This is a genomic window from Pseudoxanthomonas yeongjuensis (genome assembly GCF_010093345.1).
In the GTDB taxonomy this organism is placed as follows: domain Bacteria; phylum Pseudomonadota; class Gammaproteobacteria; order Xanthomonadales; family Xanthomonadaceae; genus Pseudoxanthomonas_A; species Pseudoxanthomonas_A yeongjuensis.
Genome location: NZ_PDWT01000003.1, coordinates 430,626 through 455,434, shown reverse-complemented (window position 1 = coordinate 455,434; position 24,809 = coordinate 430,626). Strand labels below are relative to the sequence as shown.

23 protein-coding genes are annotated in these 24,809 nt (G+C 66.2%); 10 read left to right on the top strand and 13 right to left on the bottom strand.

The genetic code is table 11. From position 1 onward, the window contains the following. The first annotated feature begins 23 nt into the window (after positions 1–23). Entirely contained in the window at positions 24–1,925 is a 1,902-nt protein-coding gene (gene sppA / locus CSC74_RS11620; protein WP_162314616.1) for a signal peptide peptidase SppA, read from the top strand. 221 nt (positions 1,926–2,146) lie between these two features. On the opposite strand, the gene CSC74_RS11615 is transcribed toward sppA, so the two are convergent. Beyond that, positions 2,147–2,383: a hypothetical protein gene (locus CSC74_RS11615; protein ID WP_425501457.1), complete on the bottom strand. Its 237-nt coding sequence runs from the start codon at positions 2,381–2,383 to the stop codon at positions 2,147–2,149. A gap of 59 nt (positions 2,384–2,442) precedes the next feature. On the opposite strand from CSC74_RS11615, the gene CSC74_RS11610 reads away from it, so the two are divergent. Further along, entirely contained in the window at positions 2,443–3,219 is a 777-nt protein-coding gene (locus tag CSC74_RS11610; RefSeq protein WP_162314615.1) for an SDR family oxidoreductase, read from the top strand. Positions 3,220–3,353: 134 nt separating this feature from the next. Here CSC74_RS11610 and CSC74_RS11605 read toward each other — a convergent pair whose 3' ends face one another. The 9 genes from CSC74_RS11605 to CSC74_RS11565 all read right to left on the bottom strand — a co-directional run bounded on the left by CSC74_RS11605 (position 3,354) and on the right by CSC74_RS11565 (position 13,065). Further along, on the bottom strand, positions 3,354–4,034 hold the full coding sequence (locus tag CSC74_RS11605; RefSeq protein ID WP_162314614.1) for a DUF4124 domain-containing protein: 681 nt from the start codon (positions 4,032–4,034) through the stop codon (positions 3,354–3,356). Further along, positions 4,034–4,702: a DUF4124 domain-containing protein gene (locus CSC74_RS11600; protein ID WP_162314613.1), complete on the bottom strand. Its 669-nt coding sequence runs from the start codon at positions 4,700–4,702 to the stop codon at positions 4,034–4,036. Before CSC74_RS11600 ends, CSC74_RS11605 begins: the two co-directional genes overlap by 1 nt. A gap of 53 nt (positions 4,703–4,755) precedes the next feature. Beyond that, on the bottom strand, positions 4,756–5,322 hold the full coding sequence (gene tsaC / locus CSC74_RS11595; protein ID WP_162314612.1) for an L-threonylcarbamoyladenylate synthase type 1 TsaC: 567 nt from the start codon (positions 5,320–5,322) through the stop codon (positions 4,756–4,758). Positions 5,323–5,539: 217 nt separating this feature from the next. Next, positions 5,540–8,086 carry a DNA topoisomerase I gene (locus CSC74_RS11590; RefSeq protein ID WP_162314611.1) on the bottom strand — a complete coding sequence of 849 codons (2,547 nt, stop codon included), beginning with the start codon at positions 8,084–8,086 and terminating at the stop codon, positions 5,540–5,542. Between the two features lie 158 nt (positions 8,087–8,244). Beyond that, a complete protein-coding gene (locus tag CSC74_RS11585) occupies positions 8,245–9,192 on the bottom strand; it encodes an RDD family protein (protein WP_162314610.1) in 948 nt (315 codons plus the stop codon). 53 nt (positions 9,193–9,245) lie between these two features. Beyond that, positions 9,246–9,944: a pilin gene (locus CSC74_RS11580; RefSeq protein ID WP_162314609.1), complete on the bottom strand. Its 699-nt coding sequence runs from the start codon at positions 9,942–9,944 to the stop codon at positions 9,246–9,248. Between the two features lie 228 nt (positions 9,945–10,172). Next, complete coding sequence (locus tag CSC74_RS11575; RefSeq protein ID WP_162314608.1) at positions 10,173–10,646, bottom strand: DUF494 family protein; 474 nt, start codon at positions 10,644–10,646, stop codon at positions 10,173–10,175. A gap of 41 nt (positions 10,647–10,687) precedes the next feature. Further along, positions 10,688–11,818 (bottom strand): DNA-processing protein DprA, encoded by a 1,131-nt coding sequence (gene dprA / locus CSC74_RS11570; RefSeq protein WP_162314607.1) that lies wholly within the window; start codon positions 11,816–11,818, stop codon positions 10,688–10,690. An 80-nt stretch (positions 11,819–11,898) separates the two neighbouring features. Beyond that, on the bottom strand, positions 11,899–13,065 hold the full coding sequence (locus tag CSC74_RS11565) for a LysM peptidoglycan-binding domain-containing protein (protein WP_162314606.1): 1,167 nt from the start codon (positions 13,063–13,065) through the stop codon (positions 11,899–11,901). 145 nt (positions 13,066–13,210) lie between these two features. On the opposite strand from CSC74_RS11565, the gene def reads away from it, so the two are divergent. The 6 genes from def (at position 13,211) to CSC74_RS11535 (ending at position 19,186) form a co-directional block, all read left to right on the top strand. Next, positions 13,211–13,732, top strand: a complete 522-nt coding sequence (gene def, locus CSC74_RS11560) for a peptide deformylase (protein WP_162314605.1) — start codon at positions 13,211–13,213, stop codon at positions 13,730–13,732. A gap of 154 nt (positions 13,733–13,886) precedes the next feature. Then, the gene (fmt, locus tag CSC74_RS11555; RefSeq protein ID WP_162314604.1) at positions 13,887–14,807 is read left to right on the top strand and encodes a methionyl-tRNA formyltransferase; all 921 of its coding nucleotides are present in this window, start codon (positions 13,887–13,889) and stop codon (positions 14,805–14,807) included. Then, positions 14,804–16,144, top strand: coding sequence for a 16S rRNA (cytosine(967)-C(5))-methyltransferase RsmB (gene rsmB / locus CSC74_RS11550; RefSeq protein ID WP_162314603.1), 1,341 nt, complete (start codon positions 14,804–14,806; stop codon positions 16,142–16,144). The genes fmt and rsmB overlap by 4 nt, the downstream gene beginning before the upstream one ends. A gap of 49 nt (positions 16,145–16,193) precedes the next feature. Beyond that, a complete protein-coding gene (locus CSC74_RS11545; RefSeq protein ID WP_211369629.1) occupies positions 16,194–17,030 on the top strand; it encodes a glycosyltransferase in 837 nt (278 codons plus the stop codon). Then, the gene (locus CSC74_RS11540) at positions 17,027–18,094 is read left to right on the top strand and encodes a CDP-glycerol glycerophosphotransferase family protein (protein WP_162314602.1); all 1,068 of its coding nucleotides are present in this window, start codon (positions 17,027–17,029) and stop codon (positions 18,092–18,094) included. The genes CSC74_RS11545 and CSC74_RS11540 overlap by 4 nt, the downstream gene beginning before the upstream one ends. A gap of 54 nt (positions 18,095–18,148) precedes the next feature. Beyond that, the gene (locus CSC74_RS11535) at positions 18,149–19,186 is read left to right on the top strand and encodes a stealth family protein (protein ID WP_162314601.1); all 1,038 of its coding nucleotides are present in this window, start codon (positions 18,149–18,151) and stop codon (positions 19,184–19,186) included. On the opposite strand, the gene CSC74_RS11530 is transcribed toward CSC74_RS11535, so the two are convergent. The 3 genes from CSC74_RS11530 to CSC74_RS11520 are packed head-to-tail and all read right to left on the bottom strand — an operon-like array spanning position 19,157 to position 22,112. Beyond that, positions 19,157–20,659, bottom strand: a complete 1,503-nt coding sequence (locus tag CSC74_RS11530; protein ID WP_162314600.1) for a PH domain-containing protein — start codon at positions 20,657–20,659, stop codon at positions 19,157–19,159. The two genes, CSC74_RS11535 and CSC74_RS11530, sit on opposite strands and share 30 nt — an antisense overlap. Further along, a complete protein-coding gene (locus CSC74_RS11525; protein ID WP_162314599.1) occupies positions 20,659–21,201 on the bottom strand; it encodes a PH domain-containing protein in 543 nt (180 codons plus the stop codon). Before CSC74_RS11525 ends, CSC74_RS11530 begins: the two co-directional genes overlap by 1 nt. Next, entirely contained in the window at positions 21,198–22,112 is a 915-nt protein-coding gene (locus CSC74_RS11520) for a lauroyl acyltransferase (protein WP_162314598.1), read from the bottom strand. The genes CSC74_RS11525 and CSC74_RS11520 overlap by 4 nt, the downstream gene beginning before the upstream one ends. Before the next feature lie 166 nt (positions 22,113–22,278). Here CSC74_RS11520 and dtd point away from each other — a divergent pair, with 166 nt between their 5' ends. Together dtd and rpoD are read left to right on the top strand one after the other, a co-directional pair. Further along, a complete protein-coding gene (dtd, locus tag CSC74_RS11515) occupies positions 22,279–22,719 on the top strand; it encodes a D-aminoacyl-tRNA deacylase (protein WP_162314597.1) in 441 nt (146 codons plus the stop codon). A gap of 181 nt (positions 22,720–22,900) precedes the next feature. Continuing rightward, positions 22,901–24,757, top strand: a complete 1,857-nt coding sequence (gene rpoD / locus CSC74_RS11510; protein WP_162314596.1) for an RNA polymerase sigma factor RpoD — start codon at positions 22,901–22,903, stop codon at positions 24,755–24,757. The last annotated feature ends 52 nt before the right edge of the window (positions 24,758–24,809 follow it).

Sequence of the window (24,809 nt, the reverse complement as noted above, 5' to 3'; positions counted from 1 at the left end):
CGTCAGTTTCCCGGAGCTCAGCCATGAATCAAGTCGTCCGTCGCGGTCCCATCGCCGCCTTTTTCGTCGGCCTGTGGGACGTGATGAATTTCACCCGCAGGCTGATCCTCAATTTCCTGTTCTTCGGCCTGCTGTTCCTGTGCCTGGCGCTGTTCCTGCTGGCGGTGGGGCGCGGCAACGGGGTGAAGCCACTGCTGGAGCGCACCACCCTGGTGATCGCGCCGGAAGGCAAGCTGGTCGAGCAGTACAGCAGCGACCCGGCGACGCGCGCGCTGGCCAAGGCCTTCGGCGACAAGAACGCCGAGGAAATCCAGCTGCGCGACCTGGTCCGGGCCATCGATGCGGCCAAGGACGACAAGAATATCGAGCGCGTGCTGTTGCGGGTGGACCAGCTGCAGCCCAGCGGTTACGCCTCGATGCGCGAAGTCGCCGCCGCGCTGGCGCGCCTGCGCGCTTCCGGCAAGCAGATCGTGTCCTTCGGCGAGAACCTGCAGCAGGCGCAATACCTGCTGGCCGCGCAGGCCAACGAGGTCTACATCGACCCGATGGGCAGCATGATGCTGGAAGGCCTCGGCCGTTACCGCCAGTACTACCGCCAGGGCCTGCAGGACAAGCTCGGCGTGGACGTGCACCTGTTCCGCGTCGGCGAGTTCAAGTCCGCCGCCGAGCCCTACATCCTCGACGCCGCCTCCAAGGAATCGAAGGAAGCCGACCTGTTCTGGATGAACGATATCTGGCAGCGTTATCTGGCCGACATCGCCAAGGCGCGCAAGCTGACGCCGGAACAACTGGCCTCGGGCATCGACACGCTGCCCGAAGGCATCGCCGCCGCTGGCGGCGACCTGGCCAAGTTCGCCCTGCAGCAGAAGCTGGTGGACGGGCTGAAGACCCAGGAAGAAGTCGAGACGCTGCTGACCGAGCGCGGCGTGGCCGATGAAGATTCCGACAATGGCTTCCGCAGTGTTTCCCTGGCCGGCTACCTGGCCCAGGTGGACGCCAGGCACCTGAAGATCGCCGACGAACGTCCGCAGGTCGCGGTGGTCGTGGCGGCCGGCGAGATCACCGACGGCGAACAGCCGCCCGGCTCCATCGGCGGCAAGTCCACTTCGGCGCTGTTGCGCGAAGCGCGCGACGACGACGACGTGAAGGCCGTGGTGCTGCGTGTGGATTCGCCCGGCGGCGGCGTGTATCCGTCGGAAGAGATCCGTCGCGAAGTCGCCGCGCTGAAGGCCGCCGGCAAGCCGGTGGTGGTGTCGATGGGCGACCTGGCCGCTTCCGGCGGCTACTGGATCTCGATGAACGCCGACCGCATCTACGCCGATCCCTCGACGATCACCGGTTCCATCGGCATCTTCGGCCTGATCCCCAACATCACCCGCACCCTGGACAAGGCGGGCGTGCATACCGACGGCGTCGGCACCACGCGCTTCGCCGGCGCGTTCGACATTTCGCGTCCTTTGGATCCGGCGGTGGGTCGCGTGATCCAGTCGGTGATCGACAAGGGCTATGCGGACTTCACCGGCAAGGTCGCCGCCGCGCGCAAGAAGCCGGTGGAAGAGATAGACGCCATCGCCCGCGGCCGCGTCTGGAGCGGTGCGCAGGCGAAGGAACGCGGTCTGGTCGACGAGCTCGGCGGCTTCGATGCTGCCGTCGTCGATGCCGCGGCGCGGGCCAAGCTGGGCAAGCCGGATGCGTACCGCGTGCGCTATATCGAGAAGGCGAATTCGCCGTTCCCGCAGTTCCTGGGATCGTTCGCCGGCAGCCGCCTGGGTGCGGCCTGGCTGCACGATTCCAGCTTCGCCCGCGCGCTGTTGCTGAAGACGATGCCGGAAACGGCGGCGCAACTGCACTTCGTCGAGGATTCGATCAACAACCGCAACGGCGCGCCGGTGAAGGCGCTGGTGTATTGCTTCTGCGGGCTCTAGTTTTGCGGAAGGGCTGAGCAAGCCCATGCTGTGGACACTTCAGCAACATAGCGGCGACCTCGGGGTCGCCGTTATGGTTTGCGATGTAGATCCGAGCTTGCTCGGATGTTTTTGATCCTGCACCGAGAGCATCCGAGCAAGCTCGGATCTACAAGGATTAAAGGTCCGCAAGCTCCGGCCTAACCCCTACCGGCCTCCCCTGCTGCGCAAGGGGGGAGTTTTCAATTCGTCACTGCCTCGATTTCCGCGCGTTGCTTCTCGGCCGCTTCCTGGGTCGCGGCCTCGACCGCCTTGGCCTGGTCGATCGGTCGTTTGATCGCATCGCGTAATTCGGTGGCGCTGGCCTTGGGTTCCGGCGGCTGTTCGAGCGGCGGCGGTTCGGGTTTGCAGGCGGTCAGGCACGAAACCAGCAGGAGTACCAGGAACGGGCTGGCGACGCGCGACATCGATGCATTCATGACGGGACCTCCGCAGGATCGTGGCGTTATGCTACGCGCATCGATGCGAGGACGATGCAATGACCCCCAATCGCTGGCGGCTGGACGGACAACTCGCGCTGGTCACCGGTGCCAGCGCCGGCATCGGCCTGGCCATCGCCCGCGAGCTGCTGGGCTTCGGCGCCGACGCGATGCTGGTCGCGCGCGATGCCGATGCGCTGGAAGCGGTGCGCGACGAGCTGGCCGACGAATTCCCGGATCGCGCCGTCCACGCCATGGCCGCGGACGTGGCCGACGACGAGGATCGCCGCGAAATCCTCGACTGGGTCGAGGACCAGGACGATGGACTCAACATCCTGGTCAACAACGCCGGCGGCAACCTGACCAAGGCCACGGTCGACTACACCGAGGACGAGTGGCGCGGGATCTTCGAGATCAACCTGTTCTCCGCGTTCGAGCTGTCGCGTTACGCGCATCCGCTGTTGACCCGGCACGCGGTGTCCAGCATCGTCAATGTCGGCAGCGTCTCCGGCGTCACCGCGGTGCGCAGCGGCGCTCCGTACGGAATGACCAAGGCCGCGCTGCAGCAGCTCACCCGCAACCTGGCGGTGGAGTGGGCCGAGGACGGCGTGCGCGTCAATGCGGTGGCGCCGTGGTACATCCGCACGCGACGCACCTCGGGCAAGCTGGCCGATGCGGATTACTACGAAGAGGTCATCGACCGCACTCCGATGCGCCGCATCGGCGAGCCGGAGGAAGTCGCCGCCGCCGTGGGTTTCCTGTGCCTGCCGGCGGCCAGCTACATCACCGGCGAATGCATCGCGGTGGATGGCGGGTTCCTGCGTTATGGCTTCTGATCGAGCCTTGTCCCCCGGGGGGGCTTCCTTTTGGGCGTAGATCCGAGCTTGCTCGGATGCTTTTCGCATGAAGACAGCGCTTTCGATTCTGTGCCAAGAGCAGCCGAGCAAGCTCGGCTCTACAAGGTGATCGGTCACTTGCCGCAGGTGCTCTGGTCCCAGATCTTGCGCGTGCGTTCGAACTCTTCCTTGTTCTTTTGTTCGTTGCCGGGCCGGGCGAAGCGCCAGGCCACTTCGGTTTCGCCCAGGCGCTTCTTCCACGCATCGCACAGCGCGCCATCGGCGACCCGCGCGCAGGTGTCGCGCCTCATTTCGCAGGCCGCGCCGGCGCCGCCCTGCGGATTGCCGTCCAGGCCGACCGTGCGCAGCGCCACGCATCGCGACTGCGGTTCCGCGTCCTCGGTGATGTAGCTGTCCTTGTCGTAGGTGATGCACTGGAACAGCACCGGCGGTGGCAACCGGTCCGCGTCGGCGATGGCGGCGACTTCCGGTACGGGTCCGCTGGTCAGTATCCCGGGATCGGCGGTCGGCGCCGACGCTGCCGCTGCCGCTGCAGGGGTGTATGCATCGGCAGGTGTAGTCGTTGTGGCTGCCGGTGCAGCCGCAGGTATTGGTGGCGGTGCGGAGGCCGTGCCCATCGGCACCGTATTGACGCTCTGCATCACCTTCTTTTCCTGCTGGTCGCCTTTCGGGCACGGCATGTTCTGCAGGGTCAGCGCGCCACTGGCATCGGTGCAACGGTAGAACACCACTTCCTCGGCGGACGCGAAGGACATCGACATCGACAAAAGCAGCAAGGCGCAAAGCATCTTCATCAGGGGTTTCCGCAATCGTTGGACAGGCGCGCATCGATGCCGCGTTGTTCGAGCTCCAGCTGGCGCCGCTCGCCCTGCATCGCGCTGTTGTAGCGACGGATGATTTCATAGCGGCGGTCGGACAGGCGATCGCAGACTTCTTCCTGCGGCAAGGCATGGCATTCGTCGCGGATCCAGGTCGTGCCCGCGGGCAGGATCATGCCGGGACGGGGTGGCCGGCCCGGCCCGGGACTTCCGGGTGGGTTGTCCGGCGCTCTGGACCCATGCCCACCGTTGCGATGCGACCACATCGGATAGCCCAGGGTCCAGAGCGGCACCGAGCGTGGATTGCCTTCGCCGTTGTCGCTGGTGTAACGATCGCCATCGACGGTCACGCATTCGTACATCGGCCGCGGCGGAGTGCGATAGACGACCCGCACTTCGCGCACCGGTGCTGCGGCGGGCGGCCCGGGTGCCGCGATCGGCGCGGTTCCCGGTGCGGGATCCTTCGGTCGCGCCATCGATCGCACCTGCTGGGTCTCGCCCTTCAGGCATGGCGAATCGCGCAGGGCCAGCTCGCCGCCGGGGCCGATGCAACGATAGATGGTGACGTCCTCGGCGCGGGCGGGCGACGGCAGCGACATCAGCGCCAGCATCAGCAATAGCGTCAGGAAGCGGAAAAAGGCCATATGCGCATCTTGCGCGCATCGATGGGCATGGAAAAGAGCGGCCGCTGCGCTGTTCAGGCTCTCAGGATCCGTCCACTGAGGGCTTCGCGGATCGTGGTGGGTGAGGACAGGCCGTTGGTTTCACCACCGGTCACGCCATCCACAGCGGCGACCAGCAGCGGATCCAGCGCATCGCGCGCCGAGGGTGCGGGCTGGCCGGCGCGGTTGGCGCTGGTGGAGACGATCGCGCCGCCGAAGGCGTTGCAGAGCTCCATCACCTGCGGATGCGCGCTGATGCGCACGGCGACGCTGTCATGGGCGCCGGTGATCCAGCCCGGCGCGGCGCTGGCGGCGGGCATGATCCAGGTATGCGGCCCGGGCCAGCTCGCCAGCACCTCGGCCAGGCGATCGGCGGGCAACGCGGCGATGTCCAGGAACGGGCGCAACTGCTCCAGCTGCGAAGCGACCAGGATCAGGCCCTTGTCCGTCGCGCGCTGCTTGATCGCCAGCAGGCGCAGCACCGCGGCTTCGTTGCGCGGGTCGCAACCCAGGCCCCATACGCCTTCGGTGGGATAGGCGATCACGCCGCCGGTGTGCAGAGCGGTGATGGCTTCGGAGAGGGAGAGGGCGGGGGTGGCCATGGGGATCGATTAACTCTAAACAGATCGAAACAGCTCGTCATTCCCGCGAAGGCGGGAATCGCTCATCAACCGTCGAATGGCGGGTCAACCCAGCGGTTTTGCTTTCCACGCGACCCGAAAAGCGGGAAGCCGCTGGATAATCAGCCTTGCAACTGCTGAAGAGCGATTCCCGCCTTCGCGGGAATGACGAGCTCTGAAGTCGCGTTGGTCCACAGCCTCAGCTCGCCGCCTTCTTGATCAACACCTTCTTGCCCGTGAACGGTTTGGGCGTGAGCAGTGCAGGCTCGGCGACGGGCTCGACTGCGGCGGCGGTTTTCTTCACTGTCTTCTTTGCGACTTTCCCGGCCGTCTTCTTCGTCGCCTTCTTCGCGGCCTTTTTCACCGCTTTCTTGGCCGGCGCTTTCTTCGCCGCGGTCTTCTTGGTCGCGGGTTCTTTCTTCGCCGCCGTCTTCTTGCCGAAACCCTTGCGCATCGGCTTGCCGGTTTCCTCCATCAGCTTGACCACTTCCTCCAGGGTCAGCGAAGCCGGTTCGCGGTCCTTGGGAATGCGGCCGTTGAGCTTGCCGTCGCTGATGTAGGGGCCGTAGCGGCCGTTCAGCACCTGGATCTCGCTGCCGTCGAATTCCTTGATGATGCGGTTGCGCGCGATCTCTTCCTTTTCCTCGATCAGGAACACCGCCCGAGCCAGGTCGATGGTGTAGGGGTCGTCTTCCTTCTTCAGCGAGGCGTACACGCTGCCGCGCTTGGCGAACGCGCCGAAGCGGCCGATGCCGACGCTGACTTCCTCGTCCTTGTCCTGGCCCAGCTTGCGCGGCAGCTTGAACAGCTCCAGCGCGTCCTCCAGGGAAATGGTGTGCATGCTCTGGCCGGGACGCAGCGAGGCGAAGGTAGGCTTCTCCTCCTCGTCCTCGGCGGTGCTGCCGATCGCCGCGTAGGGTCCGTAACGGCCCAGGCGCACGCTGACCGGCTTGCCCGACTTGGGGTCGGTTCCGAGTTCGCGCGCGCCGGTGGCCTGGCTGCGGTCCACCGATTCCATCTTGTCGTCGACCATCTGCTTGAACGGACCCCAGAACCGCTCCATCAGCGGCACCCATTCCTCTTCGCCGCGCGACACCGCATCCAGCTCGTCCTCGAGCTTGGCGGTGAAGTCGTAATCGACGTACTGGGTGAAATGCCCGCTGAGGAAGTTCGATACGGCGCGACCCACGTCGCTGGGCTTGAAGCGGCGGCTGTCGAGTTCGACGTACTTGCGGAACAGCAGGGTGGCGATGATCGAGGCGTAGGTCGAGGGCCGGCCGATGCCGTATTCCTCCAGCGTCTTCACCAGCGAGGCTTCGGAGAAGCGCGGCGGCGGCTCGGTGAAATGCTGGTCGGTGTGGATGCGATCGAGCGGGATGCGGTCGCCGGTCTTCATCGCCGGCAGCTTGCGGCCCTCGTCGTCCTCGTCGGCGTTCTTCGCGTCCTTGCCTTCCTCGTACACGGCCAGGAAGCCGGGATCGACCACGGTGGTGCCCGAGACGCGGAAGCTGTGCTCGCTGCCGGCGGCCAGGTCGACCGACACCGTGTTGAGCGTGGCCGGGACCATCTGCGAGGCGACCGCGCGCTTCCAGATCAGTTCGTACAGGCGGCGGCCGTCGTCGTCGAGGAAGCGCGAGACCTGGGCCGGCGTGCGCAGCGCGGAGGTCGGGCGCACCGCTTCGTGGGCTTCCTGCGCGTTCTTGGACTTGGTCTGGTAGGTGTTGGGCTTGTCCGGCAAGGCGCCGGTGCCGTAGTCCCGCGCGATCACGTCGCGGATCTCGCTGACCGCCTCGGCCGACAGGCTGACCGAGTCGGTACGCATGTAGCTGATCAGGCCGACCGTGCCTTCCTCGCCGATGTCCATGCCTTCATAGAGCTTCTGCGCCACCTGCATGGTGCGCTTGGTGGTGAAGCCGAGCTTGCGCGCGGCTTCCTGCTGCAGGGTGGAAGTGGTGAACGGCGCGGCCGGGCGGCGCTTGCGTTCCTTGCTGGTGACGTCGGTGACATGCAGCGCGCCTTGCGCGGCCTGCTGGATGCGCAGGCGCGCGGCTTCGGCGGTCTCGCCGTCGGTGATGGTGAACTGCTCGAACTTCTTGCCGTCGAGCTTGGTCAGGCGCGCGGTGAACTGCTGCGACGGGTGCAGGCACTCGGCCTCGATCGACCAGTACTCGCGGGCGATGAAGGCTTCGATCTCTTCCTCGCGCTCGACGATCATGCGCAGCGCCGGCGACTGCACGCGGCCGGCGGACAGGCCGCGCTGGACCTTGCGCCACAGCACCGGCGACAGGTTGAAACCGACCAGGTAATCCAGTGCGCGCCGCGCCTGCTGCGCATCGACCAGGTCGCCGGCGATCTGCCGTGGCTTGGTCATGGCTTCCTTGATCGCGCGCGGGGTGATCTCGGTGAACACCACCCGGTGCAGCGGCTTGTCCTTGAGCAGGCCGCGTTCCTTCAGGATCTCGGCGATGTGCCAGCTGATGGCTTCACCCTCGCGGTCCGGGTCGGTGGCCAGGAAGATGTCGTCGGCGCCCTTGGCCGCCTTGGCGATGGCCTCGACGTGCTTCTCGTTCTTCTCGATCAGGTCGTAGCGCATGGCGAAGCCGTTGTCCGGATCGACCGCGCCCTCCTTCGGCACCAGGTCGCGGACATGGCCGTAGGAGGCCAGGACAGTGAAGTCCTTGCCGAGGTATTTGTTGATCGTCTTGGCTTTCGCGGGCGATTCGACGATGAGCAGGTGCTTGGGCATGTCCGTGGGTTCGAACGCCGGTCGGGCCGGCGAGTGTCCTTCAAATGGATGGGCCGAAGAAGCCAACGCCCGGGGTGTGGGCCCCGGGCGTTCAGGTTTCTTCTATTTATAGTGGAATCATGCCGGGCCTCGCCTGTCAAGCAGCGGCTCCGGAAATCTCAGCGCAGCGAGCCCGCTATCCCGATCAGGGCGAACGCCACGATCAGGCCGAAGAACAGCAACAGGATGCCGAAAATGGCCAGGATGACCACGGTCACCGTGCCGAGCTCGCGTTTCTGCCATTCAGGATGGGCGGTAAACGCCCACTTATCCACTACCAGGGTGTCGCAGATCATGTCGTGCAGGCCCTGCTTGCGCTCGGTGAAGGCCGCCATGATCAGGCCGATGCACAGGATCAGCGAGCTCAGCAGGAAGGCGAAATAGCGGCCTATGCCGCGGGCGAAGCTGATCGCCTCGCCATCGGTGCGCACCACCTTGATGCCGATCGCCATCTTGCCCAGGGTGGCCTGGTTGGCGGAGGAGTGGAACCAGGCGTAATAGCCGGCGGTGATCGCGATCGACACCAGGTTGGTGACCAGCTGGATGGCGAGGAAGCCGCCACCGCCCAGTCCGCCGTTGAGGCCGAAGACCGCGCCGATCACCCCGCCGAGGATGGCCCCGATGATCCCGCCGACGATGCCGACCACGAAGCTGTCGATGATGTTGGCCGCGACGCGTTTCCAGAAACCGGCATGGACCACTTCGCCGCCGTGGATCGCCGCATTGCCGGAAACGAGGGTCGCGCGCGGCGGTGCGTAAGGCGAGTCCAGCATGGCCGGCGCCGGGTCGCCGAAAGCGCCGGCTGGCGGCGCGGCGAATGGATCGGCTTGCGCGGATCGCGCTTCGGTCGGCCTGGATTCCACCGGGGTGTAGAAGGTTTCCGCCGGCGCCTGGTGCAGGGCCAGTTCCTGGGTGAAGTCGCGCAGCGGCTGCCATTCGGCCAAGCCGTCGCGCCAGACCAGCGTATCCAGGCGCAGCTTGCCCTGGTGGAAGCGTTGCGCCATTTCATCCGCCGACAGCGGGCCTTGCCGTTGCTGCTCGGCATCGGCGTAATACCAGTTGGACATCAGGTTATCCCCAAGGATCGATTGCGGAAGTTAACGCAAGCCGCTGGCAGTCGCTATCCGCGGCAAGTGGTCGGCAGGTACTTGTCGTCGATTTCCGAACTGCATTCCCACGAGGCGTCGGAGGGGTCGTATTCCAGCCAGATCTTCTTGCCGTCCAGGCGATCGCTGCCGGCGTTGCGCAGGATCAATTCCATGCCGCAGCGCTTGCTCTCGAAGGTGCCGAGAGTGATCGAGGCGAGATGGGTGCCGGCATAGGTCCCGGGAGCACCGAAGTCGGCGTCGCCATTGCTGGGGCAGGTCGAATTGCCGGCTAGATATGCGGCGATGTCTGTCTTGAGTGGCGCCGCATCCAGCAGCGCCGCACTGGTTCTGGCGCGCAAGGTGTAGTCCTGGTAGGCGGGGATGGCGATCGCCGCCAGGATCGCGACCATGGGCACGGCCACGACCGCGGCCACGATCAACGCGATCATGCAGCCGGAAAGGCCGGATTTCGGCGCGGATTGCAGGGGCGAGGCGTAAGCGGCCGGAGCAGGACGGGAGGGGGGCAGCGGGGGCGGCAACGGCGCGCCGGTACTGTTCGCCAGGCCAAGCTCGACGGCGAAGTCCCCCAGCGGTTGCCATCCGGCCAGGCCATCGCGCCAGACCAGCGTGTCCAGGCCGATGCGGCCATGGCGGAACTGGGCGACCAGGTCGTCGCTGGGAAGCGGCCCCTGGCGTTGGTCGTTACCCGCGGAGTAGTACCAGTCGCTCATGCGTTCCCTGCAAGGTTGGGATCAAAGGAGTGGATTTCCGGCGCGCCAAGGAGTGGCGCCACCGAAAGCCTGTCCATGGTATTTCATGAGCGCGTGGCGAAGCGTGCGGTATTTCTTTGGGTAGGAGCGGGCCTTGCCCGCGATGCCTTCCGTGACGCGGCGGGAAAAGCATCGCGGGCAAGGCCCGCTCCTACAAGGCAATCGAATCGCGGGAAATCGCCCGCAGGCTCAGTGCACCGGCTCGGGTTCGTCCTCGAACATCTGGGTTTCCATCCACGCGTAGGCGGCTTCGGAACCGGGCTGGTTGAACAGCACCATCAGCACCACCCATTTCAGGTCGTCCAGGTCCAGCTCGTCCTGGTCCAGGGCCATGGCCCGGTCCAGCACCAGCTCGCGCTGGTCGGCATCGAGCACGCCGTGCTGTTCAAGGAACAGCACGAAGCCACGGCACTCCACGTCCAGCTTTTCCAGTTCGGGGCCGTGGTAGACGCGGGTCGGGCCACCGATGCGCGGTTCGCTGGCGGGCGGGCGCTGTTCGGCCAGGGCATCGAGCCAGTCGAACGCCTTGCTGATCTCGGTGGGGCTGAAACCGGCCTGGATCAGGCCGTTCTGCAGTGAGTCGCGGTCGCGGACCGGGTCCGCGTCTTCGGTGAAGTAGTGTTCGAACAGGTAAAGCAGTACATCCAGGATGCTCTCTTTCATTGCCCCTCGGCCTGCGTCCACGACGCTGTGGAGGAAAGAAACTAGGTCTTGCGCGAGTAGCGCCCGTGTTCGACCGCCACCCTTCCATCCAGTTCCATGACCAGCAGCATGGAGGACAGTTCGGCGGCCGTCAATCCGGTCCGCTCGACCAGCGAATCCATACCGGTTGGGTCGTGACCCAGGGCCAGCCACAAGGGCTGGTAGTCGGGATTCAGTGGCGCAAGCGTCGCACCCGGCCCGGTATGGGGGCGGACGGTGCTGCCCGCAAGCCGGCCGCGGAGGAAGTCGGCCAGTTCGCTGGCCATGGGAACCAGGGCGTCCAGCACCTCCTGGGCGCATTCCACCAGTCCGGCTCCGTCCCGGATCAGGCGATGGCAACCCCGCGCCAGCGGGTTGTGGATGGAGCCGGGCACGGCGAATACTTCGCGTCCGTAATCGCCGGCCTGACGCGCGGTGATCAGGGCGCCGGAATGCTCGGTCGCCTCCACCACCAGGGTGCCCAGGGCCAGCCCGGCCAGGATCCGGTTGCGGCTGGGAAAATGCGACGGCTTGGCCGCCGTGCCCGGCGGATGCTCGCTGACCACCGCCCCGCGCGCGGCGATGCGGTCGCGCAAGCCGGCATGCGATGACGGATAGGCCAGGTCCGGCCCGGTTCCGAGCACGGCGACCGTGAATCCGTTTTCCACCGCCAGCGCGGCTTCATGGGCGGCCGCGTCGATGCCGGCCGCCATGCCGCTGATCACCGAGGTGCCGGACAGGGCGAAAGCCCGGGCGAAGGCGCGCGCATTGTCGCGCCCGCCCGCGGTCGGCGAACGGCTGCCGACGACGGCCACGCCCGCATGCCAGAGCAGGGAAGGGTCGCCATCCACGAACAAAGCCAGCGGTGGGCTACCGATCCTGCGCAACAGGGGCGGGTAGTCGGGCTGGTGCCAGCCGAGCAGGTGGTGGCGCGGCTGCTGCAGCCAGTCCAGCGCGCGCTGCAGCGGGCCCGGCTCAGGCTCGCGCAGCCCCCGGATCTGCATCTCGCCCAAACCGGCGGCCCTCCAGGCGGAGGCCCCGGCGGCAAGGCTGCGCGTGGCGGTTCCATGGGCGTCCAGCAGGCCGCGCTTCGGCGCCACCGCGCCGCCGCACAGGATCAGTTTCAACAGGGCCAGGATGTCGTCTTCGTGCATGCACCCAGACTAGGCCGCAAACAGCGACGGCGCCCTAGGGCGCCGTCGCGATGCCGCATAGGAAACTTCCGGGATCCGGCTCAGTAAGCCGCATCCGGGTGCTTGAGCACGTAGCCCACGCGCGACGGCTTGGTGCCTTCCATGACCAGGCCGTAACTGACCTTCTCGAAGGTGCGGAACACCATCACGTGGCCTGCGTATTCGTCCGGCAGCTGGATCTGGCCCTTGCCGCGGCGGTTCTCGGTGGGGCGGGAGTCCTGCGGATCGTGCTGGCGGTCGATGATGCCGCTGCCTTCGCGCCAGATCGAGAACACCGTTCCGTTGTCGATGCCTTCGCGGCTGCCGCCGGAGATGGCGACCACGTCGCGTGGGCCGCCCGATGTCAGGGCGTCGGCCACCGCGGCGATCTGCAGCTTGCCTTCCGGCTGCAGCACCTTGGGCACATGCGGGAAGAACTGCAGGTCGTAAGGCTGGGCCTCGACCGGGATCAGGCGATCGCCGGGGCGGACCTCGTAACCATTGCCCTCGAGCACCAGGGTGGCGGTATCGGAACCCGGGACCACGCCGCGGGTCACCGCGCCGGTGGCGACTTGGGTGAGTTCGTATCCCAGCAATTCGAGCTGCGCGCCGGTGTCCAGCGCGGCGCTGTTCCAGCTGCGTTCCCAGTCGATGGTCTGCGAGCCGACGCGCTTGCCGCGGAAATCCAGGTCTTCCTTGTAGGTGCCGTAATGGCCGTCGGAGGTGAAGTGGGTCTGGGTATAGCGCAGGCCGGGGCGGACGATGGCGTAACGCTGGCCCACCTGGGCGCTATCCAGGCCCAGGGCGTAGACCATCTGCCCGGCCATGGCGTGCAGGCGATCGTCTTCCAGGCCGACCACGCGCGGCAGCTGTTCGAAGCTGTCGGTCACGCGCAGGTTCTTCAGGAACGGTTCGATGTCGGCCAGCGGGATGGCGCCGATCGGGGCCTCCTGGCGCGGGCCGGGCTGGATCGCGACGCGGTCCAGGTAGGCCAGGCTGATGACGTCGCCCGGATAGATCAGGTGCGGGTTCTTGATCTGCGGGTTGGCCTGCCAGATTTCCGGCCACAGCCAGGGCTTCTTGAGGAATTTCCCGGAGATGTCCCAGAGCGTGTCGCCCCGCTTCACCACATAGGTGTCGGGATGCGGGCCGGCCATTTCGGCGGCCGCGGCATAGGTGGCCACGATGAATGCGGCGGCGGCAAGAACCGTACGAAATTTTCTGAACATGATGATCCCCACCTGGATTTCCCGACCTGAGTCCCCCACAGGTTGTCCGCACTATAGTCCAGAAACCGGGCCACTAAGCAAGCCCGCGAGTTAGAATCCGTGAGGCCTTGCCGAATTCCGACGGCATCCACATTTACAAACGACCATGGCACTGCTTCCCATCCTCGAATTCCCCGATCCCCGGCTGCGCACCAAGGCAGTGGCGGTGGATCCTGCCCAGGTACCGGACCCGGTCTTCCAGCGCTTGCTCGATGACATGTTCGAAACCATGTACGAGGCCCCCGGCATCGGCCTGGCGGCCAGCCAGGTGGATGTGCACAAGCGCTTCATGGTCATCGACATCAGCGAGGACAAGTCGGCGCCGATGGTGTTCATCAACCCGGAAATCCTGTCCCGCGAAGGCGAGCAGGTCTACCAGGAAGGCTGCCTGTCGGTCCCCGGCATCTTCGCCGACGTGACCCGCGCCGACTCCATCGACGTGCGTTTCCTCGATCGCAGCGGGCAACCGCAGCGGCTGCAGGTCGACGGCCTGCTGGCGGTATGCATCCAGCACGAAATGGATCACCTGGAAGGCAAGCTGTTCGTCGACTACCTGTCGCCGCTGAAGCGCGAGATGGTCCGCAAGAAACTGGCCAAGCAGCGCAAGCTGGCGGGCGACGCGGCTTGATGCGGTGAAAGGGTGAGGCGCTGAAGGGTCGAGTCGCGCGCGCTGCAAAGTCGGCCGCGATGCGGCCTGCCAAGTGAACCCCGGTTTTGCTTTTGCCCGTCACCCTTCGCAGCGCACGTAGTGCGCGACTTAACTCTTTCCCATTGACCCCGCCATGAGAATTGTTTTTGCCGGCACGCCGGCCTTCGCCGTCCCCAGTCTTCGCGCCGCGCATGCGTACGGCGAAGTCGTCGCGGTGTACACCCAGCCCGACCGTCCCGCGGGGCGTGGGCGCGGCCTGGCCGCGTCGCCGGTGAAGCTGGAGGCGATCCAGCGCGGCATTCCGGTGCTGCAGCCGGAAACGCTGAAGCGCAAGGAATCGCAGCAAGCGCTGCGCGACCTGGCGCCGGACCTGATGGTCGTGGTCGCCTACGGCCTGATCCTGCCGCGCGCGGTGCTGGAAATCCCGCGTTTCGGTTGTTGGAACGTGCACGCCTCGCTGTTGCCGCGCTGGCGTGGTGCCGCGCCGATCCAGCGCGCGATCGAAGCCGGCGACGCCGAGACCGGGGTGTGCCTGATGAAGATGGAAGCCGGCCTGGACACCGGTCCGGTGCTGCTGGCCCACAAGACCCCGATCGGCCCGGAAGAGACGGGCGGACAACTGCACGACCGCCTGGCGGAACTGGGAGCGGGCGTACTTGCCGATGGACTGGCCCTGCGGCGTGCCGATGTATTGCCGTTGCCATGGGTACAGCCCGAGACCGGCGTGACCTACGCGCACAAGCTGGACAAGGCGGAAGCGCGCCTGGACTGGAACCAGCCCGCCGCAGTGCTGGCGCGCAAGGTGCGTGCGTTCGAGCCCTGGCCGGTGGCCGAAGCGATGGTCGCGGGCGAGCGCCTGCGCATCCACGGCGCCGTGGCCCTGGACCTGCCGCATGCCTTCGCGCCGGGCACGCTGCTGGCCGCCGGCAAGCAGGGCATCGATATCGCCTGCGCCGAAGGCGCGCTGCGCCTGCGCGTGGTCCAGCGCGAAGGCGGCAAGGCGATCACCGCCGCCGATTATCTGAACGCGCGCCGCGACCTGGCCGGGCCATGACCACTACGCCCTGGGGCGCAACGCCCACCCGCGCTGCCTCCGGGGATGCCGCGCCCGGCGTGGCCACGCGCGTGCTCGCCGCCAGGGTGCTGGACGCGGTGATCCATCGCGGCCGCTCGCTGAAAGGCGAACTGGCCACTGCGCTGGCGCAACTGGCCGATCCGCGCGATCGCGCGTTGCTGGAAGCCATCTGTTTCTCCGCGTTGCGGCAACGCGCGCGCTACGACGCGGCATTGCAGTCGTGGTTGCAGAAACCGCTAGGCGAAAAAGACGGCGATCTGCGCTCGCTGCTGCTGGCCGGCTTCGCCCAGATCGACGCCATGGGCCTGCCCGCGCATGCCGCCCTGTCGGCGACCGTCGAAGCCACCCGCGTGCTGGGTCGCCCGCACCAGGCCGGCATGGTCAATGCGCTGCTGCGCCGGGCGACGCGCGAAGGCTTCCCCGAATCCGATCCCGCCGCTGCCTGGCCGGCCTGGTTGCGCAAGAAAATCGGCCTGGACTGGGGCGATCGCGCGCCGGCGATCTTCGAGGCCAGCGCCCATGCCGCGCCGCTGTGGTTGCGGGTGAATCGGATGAAGGGAACGCGCGACGACTACGCTTCGCGCCTGCAGGCGGTCGATATCGATTCCACTGCCGATGGAAACCTGGCCGATGCGCTGCGCATCGATTCGCCGGTCGCGGTTTCCGCGCTTCCCGGCTTCGCCGGAGGCGATGCTTCCGTGCAGGACGGATCGGCGCAACAGGTCGCCGATGCGCTGGCGCCCGCGCCCGGTGCGCGCGTGCTAGACGCCTGCGCCGCGCCCGGCGGCAAGGCCGCGCATCTGCTGGAACGCGACCCGTCGTTGCGCCTGCTCGCGCTGGACGTGGACTCGCGCCGGCTCGATCGCGTCCGCGAAACGCTGCAGCGGGTGGGCGTTGCCGCGGAGTTCCGCGCCGCCGATGCCGGCGACCTGGCGGCCTGGTGGGAGGGCGAACCCTTCGATGCCGTGCTGCTGGACGCACCTTGTTCGGCCACCGGCATCGTCCGCCGGCAACCGGACGTGTTGCTGCATCGGCGACCGGAAGACCTGGTCGCCCTGGTCGCCTTGCAGGCGCGACTGCTGGATGCGTTGTGGAAAACGGTCCGGCCCGGCGGCGTGCTGCTCTATGCCACTTGTTCCCTCCTCAAGGACGAGAACGAGCGGCAGGCTGCCGGGTTCCTGGCGCGCACGCCGGATGCGCGCGCCGAACCGCTGGACGACCGCTACGGCCATGACGCAGGATCGGGACGCCAGCGCCTGCCGGGCGAACAGGGCATGGACGGGTTTTTCTATGCGCGCTTCACCCGGGCGTCCTGATCGGATCGGCTATCCTTCTGCTCTTGCTGCGCCTGACCGGACCCGGCCCGTGAAAATCTCCGTGATCATCAGCACCTACGATTCCAGGGACAGGTTGGAAAAGGTCCTGAAGGGTTATGCGTGCCAGACCTACCGGGATTTCGAGGTGATCGTGGCCGACGACGGTTCGCCATCCAGCACACAGGTCCTGGTCGAACGCCATGCACAGGATTATCCGGTGCCGCTGCGCCACTTCTGGCACGAAGACAAAGGCTATCGGCGCCAGGAGATCCTCAACAAGGTGATCCCGGCCACCGTGCACGAGTACATCCTGTTCACCGATGGCGACTGCATCCCGCGCAACGATTTCGTCGCCACGCACGCGCTGCATGCCGAGAGGGGGCGTTTCCTGTCGGGCGGTTACTGCAAGCTGGGCATGGACCTGAGCAAGATGATTTCCGCCGACGACATCGGCGAGGGGCGCTGCTTCGATCTGCAATGGCTGGAGCGGCAGGAACGCATGAATCTGTCGAATCGCCTCAAGTTGGACGCCGGTCCGATCGCCGGCAAGTTGCTCGATACCATCACCACGGCCAGACCTACTTTCAACAACTGCAATTCCTCCGCATGGAAGCAGGACCTGCTGGCCATCAATGGTTACGACGAGCGCATGAAGTACGGCGGTCCCGACCGTGAACTGGGCGAAAGACTCGAAAACTACGGCGTGAGGGGCAAGCAAATCCGCCATCGTGCGGTTTGCGTGCACCTGGACCATCCGCGCGCGTACAAGACCGAGGAGTCGGTGCGGAACAATCTTGCCATCCGCGCCGAGACGCGCAGGAAGAAGATCGTCTGGGCATCGTGCGGCATCAAGAAATCAGGTCTGACGCTTTTTACTACTCCATGAACAACGCCAATGTACTGCTGACCGCCCGGGAGCGTTATGCGTTGCCCATCCTGAAGCCGCTTGCCGATGCCTTGCTGCGGGCCGGATACAACGTGCATGCCTGGTTCGATGGGCCGCTCGCGGCCGCTGGCGAGTCGATGCCGGCGCCGGTCAGCATGGTCGATACCCGCGGAGCGGTAGCGCTGAAGCCGATGGCCGTGTTCTGCGCGATGGACTGGGTCCCGCCTTTTTTCGGCGGCGCCAAGGTGCAGCTGTTCCATGGATTCAACACAAGCAAGCATTCGGACAAGCGCGGCCATTTCCGCATCCGCGGCTTGTTCGACCTGTACTGCACCCAGGGGCCAGCGACCACGCTGCCCTTCCAGAAACTGGCCGATGAGCTGGGGCACTTCACCGTGGTTGAAACGGGCTGGCCCAAGCTGGATCCGCTGTTCCGCGACGATGGCGGCGCGGCGCGGCAGATGCGCGACCGCGCCCAAGGAAAGCAGGTGGTCATGTTCGCCTCCACTTTCACCGAGCGGGTAAGCGCCGCGCCGCATCTGTACGAGGCCATCAAGGAAAGCATGGCGAAAGACGGCCGCTACTGGCTGCTGACCCTGCACCCGAAGTGTCCGCCGGAATTGTTCGCGCGCTATCGCGCGTTGGCGGGTGAAAATGCGTTCTTCGTCGAGCCGGAGCAGATCGTCACCGCGCAACGCGCCGCGGACGTGTTGCTGTCCGATACCACTTCGGTGGTTCCCGAGTTCGTGGTCCAGCACAAGCCCGTGGTTACCTTCCGTCATCGGGTGCCGCAGAGCTACATGCTTGATTTCACCGAGGCGGCGCGATTGCCGGAAATGCTGGAACGGGCGTTCTCGCCTTCGCGAGAATTGCAATCGGCAATCGTCGCCTATGCCAACGACATCCATCCTTATCGCGATGGGCGATCGTCCGAACGGGTGATCAAGGCGGTGGAAGAGGTGGTCGCCGGCGGTCTCGGCAGGTTGAAGCCGAAACCGTTCATGACGAAGGTCCGCGACTTGCAGCTTCGCAAGCGGCTGGGCTATTGGGGGCCTCGGGCATGATGGAGCACGGGCATCGCCTTTCCCACGACGCATGTCCGTCGGGCTGAGCAGGCAATGGGCGCAAACGAACTCGCGGATATCGATGCCGTCGTCACCTGGGTGGACGGCGCCGATCCCGCCCACCAGCAGAAACTGTCCGCTTACCTGTCGCGGACCGGCAGCGTACGCGGCGGCAGCGCGCATACGACCCGGTTCAACGATGCCGGCGAACTGGATTACTGCCTGGCCTCGCTGTTGCGCTTCGCTCCGTGGTTGCGGCGTATCCATGTCGTCACCGACATGCAGGTTCCACGGCAGCTGCCGAGGCTCGCGGATTCGGCTTACGCCGATCGTGTGCGGCTGGTGGATCACCGCGAAATATTTTCCGGCTTCGAGGAATTCCTGCCCACGTTCAACAGCGAGTCCATCAGCAGCGTCCTTTGGCGAATTCCGGGGCTTGCCGAGCAATTCCTGTACATAAACGACGACATGATGCTGTTGCGCCCCGTCCGGGAAGCCGATTTCTTCCGTGACGGGAAAATGGTCGTGCGCGGGAAATGGCTGCCGCAGTCCGAATACGACTGGAAGCGCCGCGTCGCCGGATGGTGGAAGCGCCTGACCGGCACGGTTTCCGCTCGTCACAGCAATCTCGCTACCCAGCAGGCGGGCGCGCGGCTGGCTGGATTCGATCGTCGCTATTACCGGCTCTACCACAACCCATATCCCATGCGCCGTAGCCTGTTGAAAGACTACTTCGAGAAGAATCCGGAAAAGCTGACCGGCAACATCAGCCACCGGCTGCGATCGCCGACCCAGTTCAACAGCGAGAGCCTTTCGATACACCTGGGCATAGCGCACGAGGCCGCCCTCCTGGATAACGCCTTGTATACGGTGCAGCTCAAGCCGCGCGATCAGTCGTCGCTGCGCTTGTGGCACAAGATGGCGCGCGCCGATGCCGATCCGCGCGCGGCCTTCGTCGTGGTGCAAAGCCTGGAACTGGCATCGCCTGAAGTGCAGGCGAGGATCGTCGCCTGGCTGGATCGCCGTGTCGGACATCTGGAAGATGTCCTGAGTGGCGCTACCTCACCAGCGCAAACGCTTGCGGGCCAGTGAATCCGCAAGCCGGGCATACAGCGCCCGGGCCTCGTTTTGCGGCAGGAAGCGGATGCGTAGCGGCGGGGCCAAGCCGCCGGCGCCGGCGGTGTCCAGGCGCAAGGTGGAGGTGCCGAAGTGGCGGTCGATCGGCGAGCGCTCCAGCCGCAGCGCCTGCAGCTTGTCGATCTCGGCGAAGCGCCACCACCGCGACCACCAGCCGCTGCGCACCGCGACCAGGTGTTCGTCCACGGCATAGCCCTCGCGCCGCGCCCGCTGCCGCGAGGCGTACGCGCCCCAAGGCAGCCACAGCAGCGGCAGCAGCGTCCATGCGTTGCCTAGACGCAGCAGCAGGCCGCCCGTAAGCAGCACGCAGAAGATCGCTGTCGGCAGGAACAACCGCCACCACGTGCCCGCCGCCAGCGCGGTCCATTCGCCGCGCGGCCATTGCGCCTGCGGCAACAGGTGGCGGACCAGCGCGTCGCAAGCCTCGGGGGTGGCGATCGGCGCCACTTCCCTGAAGGCGCGGTGATCGCTCTTGCCCATTTCGGCGACGGCGGTGTCGACCTGCAGACTGCGACGTTTCAGCAGGCGATGCAGGAAGCCTTCGTGCAGCGTCCACGACTGGATGCGGCGGCGGGCGACGCTGGTGCGCAGTTTCGCCAGCAGCCCGCGTTCCACCGTCAGCCGCTTCTGTTCCTCGCTGAGCAGGAAGCCGTGGTACTGGACCAGCGCCAGCGCCACCGAAAGCAGGCGCAGCAGGACTACCGCCAGCAGCACCATCGCGGCCACGGCCGCGGCGGTGGTCATCCAGCCCAGCTGCAGGTGGCTGGCGTACCCGAACAGTTCGCGTCCGGTGGTCTCGAAAAAATTGGCGACCACGCGATCGGGAAACAGTTGCCAGGCGCCGCCGAATGCCGCCGCCACCACGATCATGCCGCGGTTGGAAACCAGGCCCAGGCGGACGACTTCGGCGGTGGGCAGCGACAACAGGCGATCGGCAGCGTTGGCCGGCGTGCCGGCCTCCGGCAGTTGCCCGCGATGCTTGATCAGGTCCTCCAGCGCCAATGCCTGGTCCAGCCGCAGCACCCGCATCTGCGCCTCGGGTTTCTGTCCGCCTGCCGATTCCAGCCTGACCTCGGCCACGCCGAACAACCGGTGCAGCAGCGACTGATGCAGGACCACGTTGTGGATGCGCGAATAGGGAATATCGCGCAGGTTGCGATGCAGCAGGCCGTCGCGGATGCTCAGGCCGTCCCTGCCGATGCGATAGCGGTAGGTGAAGTACTGCAGCAGCGAAACCACGACCAGTACGCCCACCGCGACCAGCGGTCCGATCCCGGCCCAGAAGCCGCCCGCGCCACCGCCGCCGAAGACCAGCAAGGCCAGCAGCGGCACGAGGAACTGCTTCAATTGCTGGACCAGCACGAACAGCCACGACCACGGATGCAGCCGGCGCTCGGTTTCGTTGTCCACGGGAGCGGCGGCCTGCATCACAACGCGTCGTCGTCGTGGTCCAGCTGGCGCGACAGGCGGTCGCGCAGGCGCTCGGCGTCGTCGCTGTCCAGCCCGGAAACCGCTACCGCCGCCATGCGCGTGCCCGCGGTATGGATCACCAGCGTGGCCAGCCGCAGCCCGCGCTGCAACGGGCCGCGCTTCAGGTCCAGGTGCTGGACCCGCGATATCGGTACCCGGCTTTCGGTCTGCCACCAGCGGCCCTGGCGCAGGGCGAAGCCGCCCGGGTCCAGCTTCCACAAGGTCCGGCGATGGCGCTTGACCCCGATCCAGGCGCCCAGGGCCGCGCCCAGCGCGCCGACGAGGGGTGACAGCAGCCAGGGCGTGACCCATTCGGTCAGTTGCGCCACGAAACCGGAGGCGATCGCGCAGGGAATGGCGAAGGCGATCGCCATGCCCAGTGCTGCCAGCCCGGCACCGCGCGGCGGCAGGCGTTGCCAGTCGACCGCAGGTACGGCGTCCTCCTGCGGGCGCTCAGGCGCAGCCTCGTCGTCAGGCATCGGCGTTTCGGGATCGCTCATGTCGGGTCCGCTTCCTTGTAGGGATTGAGTTCGCCACTACCCGGTGGGCGGAGGCTGTAGCGTTTATAGGTCCACTGGTACTGGGCCGGATCGCGACGCGCGATGCGCTCGACCATGCCGTTGAGCGCGGCCGTGGCGACTACCGGATCGGAATCGGCGATGCCTTCCGGAGCCGGTTCCACATGCAGCGCGAATTCCAGGTCGACGCCGGTGTGTTCGCACCAGGCGAACAGGACCGTGGCCCCGGTGCGTTCGGCCAATCGCGACACCAGGGTCATGGTCAGCGCCTGCACGCCGAAGAACGGCGCGAATTCGCCGTCGCCCAGCTTGGGCTGCTGGTCGGGCAGGATGCCGACCGCGCCGCCTTCCTTCAGCACCTTCCACAACTGCCGGACCGCGGGCCCTTCGGCGCGCACCTGGCGGATGTTGTCGGCGCTGCGGACACGCAACAGGAAGGCGTCGCCCACCCGGGATTGGGGAGGTGCATAAACGATGGCGACGGGGCCGCGCGAGGAAAGCCACTGGTTGAGCAGCTCCCAGTTGCCGAAATGCGGTGCGGCCACGATGACGCCTTTCCCCGATGCCAGTGCCGCGTCGTACAGCGCTTCGCCGTTCCGCTCGACCAGCCGCGACAGGTTGTCGGCGTGCGGCCGCGTCCAGAAACGCAGGGTTTCCAGTGCCTGGCGGGCGGTGCTGCGCAGGATTCGGGCGTGCAACTCGTCGCGCTGGGAGGGCAGCATTTCCGGATATACGAGTTGCAGGTTGCGTCGCGCCACCCTGCTTTCGCGAGCGTCCACGCGCCGCCACAGCCAGGCCAGCGCATCGCCCAAGCGGCGCAGCCACGGCCAGGGCAGGCGGGTCAGCAGGGCGGTGGCGCGATAGAGCAGGCCAGCCAGGAGTTCGGGTTTCATGCGGCGGAGTTTAGCGGGCGGGCGAGGAGTGAGCGGAGAGGAGTGAGGAGTGAGCGAAAGCGGTTACGCTCTGCCCCGTTCCTCGTTCCTCGTTCCTCGTTCCTCACTCTTCACTCCTCACTCTTCACTCTTCACTCTTCACTCCTCACTCCTCACTCCTCGCCCCATGCTCAGCCTCATCCAGCGCGTCACCCAGGCCTCCGTCAGCGTCGATGGCCAGGCAGTGGGCAGCATCGGCCCAGGCCTGCTGGCCCTGGTCGCGGTCGAACCCGGCGATGGCGAGACCCAGTTCCTGCGCATGGCCGAGCGCCTGCTGGGCTACCGGGTCTTCGCCGATGAGGCGGGGAAGATGAACCGGTCGCTGGCCGATACCGGAGGCGGCCTGTTGCTGGTCAGCCAGTTCACCCTGGCGGCCGATACCCGTTCTGGCATGCGCCCGAGCTTCACCACCGCCGCTCCGCCGGAAGAGGCTGAACGCGGCTACAACCGTCTGGTGGCGATCTGTCGCGAAAAGCACCTGCCGGGGGTGGAAACCGGGCGTTTCGGTGCCCATATGGTGATCAGCCTGGTCAACGACGGGCCGGTGACCTTCCTGCTGCGGCCTTGAATCCGGGCTGGAAAGGGCCCGGCTCTCGGCGTCCTAGCCGTGAACGGTGGCCCCAGGGCCCGGCGCGCTGCGGCGCGTTCGGCCTTGATCGTGGGCCAAACCGGTCGAGGCGCGGCCAAATCCCCAGCGGCGCAGTATAATGCTGGGTTCCCCATTCTCTTATCCGGTGGCGCAAGCACACATGGCCAACGAACGTCCTGCCCAACAATCCGACATCAAGCTGCTGATCAGCAAGGGCCTGGAACAGGGCTACCTGACCTTTGCCGAAGTCAACGACCACCTGCCCGACGACATCGTCGATGCGGAACAGATCGAAGACATCATCGGCATGATCAACGGCATGGGTATCGAGGTGCACGAAGTCGCGCCCGATGCCGAAACGCTGCTGCTCGCCGGCAACAGCACGGGCAACCGTGAAGTCGACGACACCGCCGCCGAGGAAGCCGCCGCGGCGCTGACCCTCGATACCGAAGGCGGTCGCACCACCGATCCCGTGCGCATGTACATGCGCGAGATGGGCACGGTCGAACTGCTGACCCGCGAAGGCGAAATCGCCATCGCCAAGCGTATCGAGGAAGGCCTGGGCCAGGTCCAGGCGTCGCTGGGCAGTTTCCCGTGGACGATCGAGTTGCTGCTGGAAGACTACGAAACCCACAAGGCCGGCAAGAAGCGCCTGGCCGAGATCGTGGTCGGCTTCAACGACCTGATCGAGGAGGTACCCGAACCCGTGGTCGTGGCGCCACCTGCGGCCGACGATGCCGAAGCCGAGGAAGACGAGGCCGAAGAGGCCGTCGAGGAAGAGGCCGAGGAAGCCGGCCCGACCGGTCCGGATCCGGAAGAAGTCGCGCGCCGCATGCAGGCGATGGCCGATGCCTACGCCAAGTTCAAGAAGTCCTATTCCAAGAGCGGCGCCGACAACAAGACCGCGGTCAAGTTGCGCGCCGAGATGGCGGAGGTCTTCGTCACCCTCAAGCTGCCGCTGGCGCTGACCGACACGCTGGTGCGCAAGCAGCGCGAGGTCGTGCAGCAGATCAAGGACCACGAGCGTCGCGTGCTGTACCTGTCGACCAACTCGGCGAAGATGCCGCGCAAGGATTTCATCCGCGCCTGGGAAGGCAACCAGACCAACCTGGGCTGGGTGGACGAAGTGCTCAAGCGCAAGCAGAAGTGGTCGTCGGCGCTGCGCGACGTGCGCGAGCAGATCATCGCCGAGCAGGAGGCGACCATCGCCATCGAGCACGCGATGCACCTGAGCCTTGCCGACATCAAGGAAATCAGCCGGACCATGGCCTATGGCGAGGCCAAGGCGCGCAAGGCCAAGAAGGAAATGGTCGAAGCCAACCTGCGCCTGGTCATCTCCATCGCCAAGAAGTACACCAACCGCGGCCTGCAGTTCCTCGACCTGATCCAGGAAGGCAACATCGGCCTGATGAAAGCGGTCGACAAGTTCGAATACCGTCGCGGCTACAAGTTCTCGACCTATGCCACCTGGTGGATCCGCCAGGCGATCACCCGCTCGATCGCCGACCAGGCGCGGACCATCCGCATCCCGGTGCACATGATCGAGACGATCAACAAGTTGAACCGCATTTCCCGGCAGATGCTCCAGCAGTACGGCCGCGAGGCCACGCCGGAGGAGCTGGCCAAGGAAATGGACATGCCCGAGGACAAGATCCGCAAGGTGATGAAGATCGCGAAGGAACCGATCTCCATGGAAACCCCGATCGGCGACGACGAGGATTCGCACCTGGGCGACTTCATCGAGGACACCAACGTCGAGTCCCCGATCGAGAACACGGTCAACATCAACCTGTCGGAAACCGTGCGCGACGTGCTCGCCGGCCTGACCCCGCGGGAAGCCAAGGTGCTGCGCATGCGCTTCGGCATCGACATGAACACCGACCACACCCTCGAGGAAGTCGGCAAGCAGTTCGATGTCACCCGCGAGCGCATCCGCCAGATAGAGGCCAAGGCCTTGCGCAAGCTGCGCCATCCCTCGCGCTCGGAACAGCTGCGCAGCTTCCTCGACATCGAGTAAGCCCGCCAACTCAACGGCGCATCGAAAAAGCCCCGCGCATGCGGGGCTTTTT

Bases quoted from the DNA above. Each gene is read 5' to 3' on its own strand.
- sppA (WP_162314616.1), top strand. From the start codon at position 24: ATGAATCAAGTCGTCCGTCGCGGTCCCATCGCCGCCTTTTTCGTCGGC.
- CSC74_RS11615 (WP_425501457.1), bottom strand. From the start codon at position 2,383: ATGAATGCATCGATGTCGCGCGTCGCCAGCCCGTTCCTGGTACTCCTG.
- CSC74_RS11610 (WP_162314615.1), top strand. From the start codon at position 2,443: ATGACCCCCAATCGCTGGCGGCTGGACGGACAACTCGCGCTGGTCACC.
- CSC74_RS11605 (WP_162314614.1), bottom strand. From the start codon at position 4,034: ATGAAGATGCTTTGCGCCTTGCTGCTTTTGTCGATGTCGATGTCCTTC.
- CSC74_RS11600 (WP_162314613.1), bottom strand. From the start codon at position 4,702: ATGGCCTTTTTCCGCTTCCTGACGCTATTGCTGATGCTGGCGCTGATG.
- tsaC (WP_162314612.1), bottom strand. From the start codon at position 5,322: ATGGCCACCCCCGCCCTCTCCCTCTCCGAAGCCATCACCGCTCTGCAC.
- CSC74_RS11590 (WP_162314611.1), bottom strand. From the start codon at position 8,086: ATGCCCAAGCACCTGCTCATCGTCGAATCGCCCGCGAAAGCCAAGACG.
- CSC74_RS11585 (WP_162314610.1), bottom strand. From the start codon at position 9,192: ATGTCCAACTGGTATTACGCCGATGCCGAGCAGCAACGGCAAGGCCCG.
- CSC74_RS11580 (WP_162314609.1), bottom strand. From the start codon at position 9,944: ATGAGCGACTGGTACTACTCCGCGGGTAACGACCAACGCCAGGGGCCG.
- CSC74_RS11575 (WP_162314608.1), bottom strand. From the start codon at position 10,646: ATGAAAGAGAGCATCCTGGATGTACTGCTTTACCTGTTCGAACACTAC.
- dprA (WP_162314607.1), bottom strand. From the start codon at position 11,818: ATGCACGAAGACGACATCCTGGCCCTGTTGAAACTGATCCTGTGCGGC.
- CSC74_RS11565 (WP_162314606.1), bottom strand. From the start codon at position 13,065: ATGTTCAGAAAATTTCGTACGGTTCTTGCCGCCGCCGCATTCATCGTG.
- def (WP_162314605.1), top strand. From the start codon at position 13,211: ATGGCACTGCTTCCCATCCTCGAATTCCCCGATCCCCGGCTGCGCACC.
- fmt (WP_162314604.1), top strand. From the start codon at position 13,887: ATGAGAATTGTTTTTGCCGGCACGCCGGCCTTCGCCGTCCCCAGTCTT.
- rsmB (WP_162314603.1), top strand. From the start codon at position 14,804: ATGACCACTACGCCCTGGGGCGCAACGCCCACCCGCGCTGCCTCCGGG.
- CSC74_RS11540 (WP_162314602.1), top strand. From the start codon at position 17,027: ATGAACAACGCCAATGTACTGCTGACCGCCCGGGAGCGTTATGCGTTG.
- CSC74_RS11535 (WP_162314601.1), top strand. From the start codon at position 18,149: ATGGGCGCAAACGAACTCGCGGATATCGATGCCGTCGTCACCTGGGTG.
- CSC74_RS11530 (WP_162314600.1), bottom strand. From the start codon at position 20,659: ATGCAGGCCGCCGCTCCCGTGGACAACGAAACCGAGCGCCGGCTGCAT.
- CSC74_RS11525 (WP_162314599.1), bottom strand. From the start codon at position 21,201: ATGAGCGATCCCGAAACGCCGATGCCTGACGACGAGGCTGCGCCTGAG.
- CSC74_RS11520 (WP_162314598.1), bottom strand. From the start codon at position 22,112: ATGAAACCCGAACTCCTGGCTGGCCTGCTCTATCGCGCCACCGCCCTG.
- dtd (WP_162314597.1), top strand. From the start codon at position 22,279: ATGCTCAGCCTCATCCAGCGCGTCACCCAGGCCTCCGTCAGCGTCGAT.
- rpoD (WP_162314596.1), top strand. From the start codon at position 22,901: ATGGCCAACGAACGTCCTGCCCAACAATCCGACATCAAGCTGCTGATC.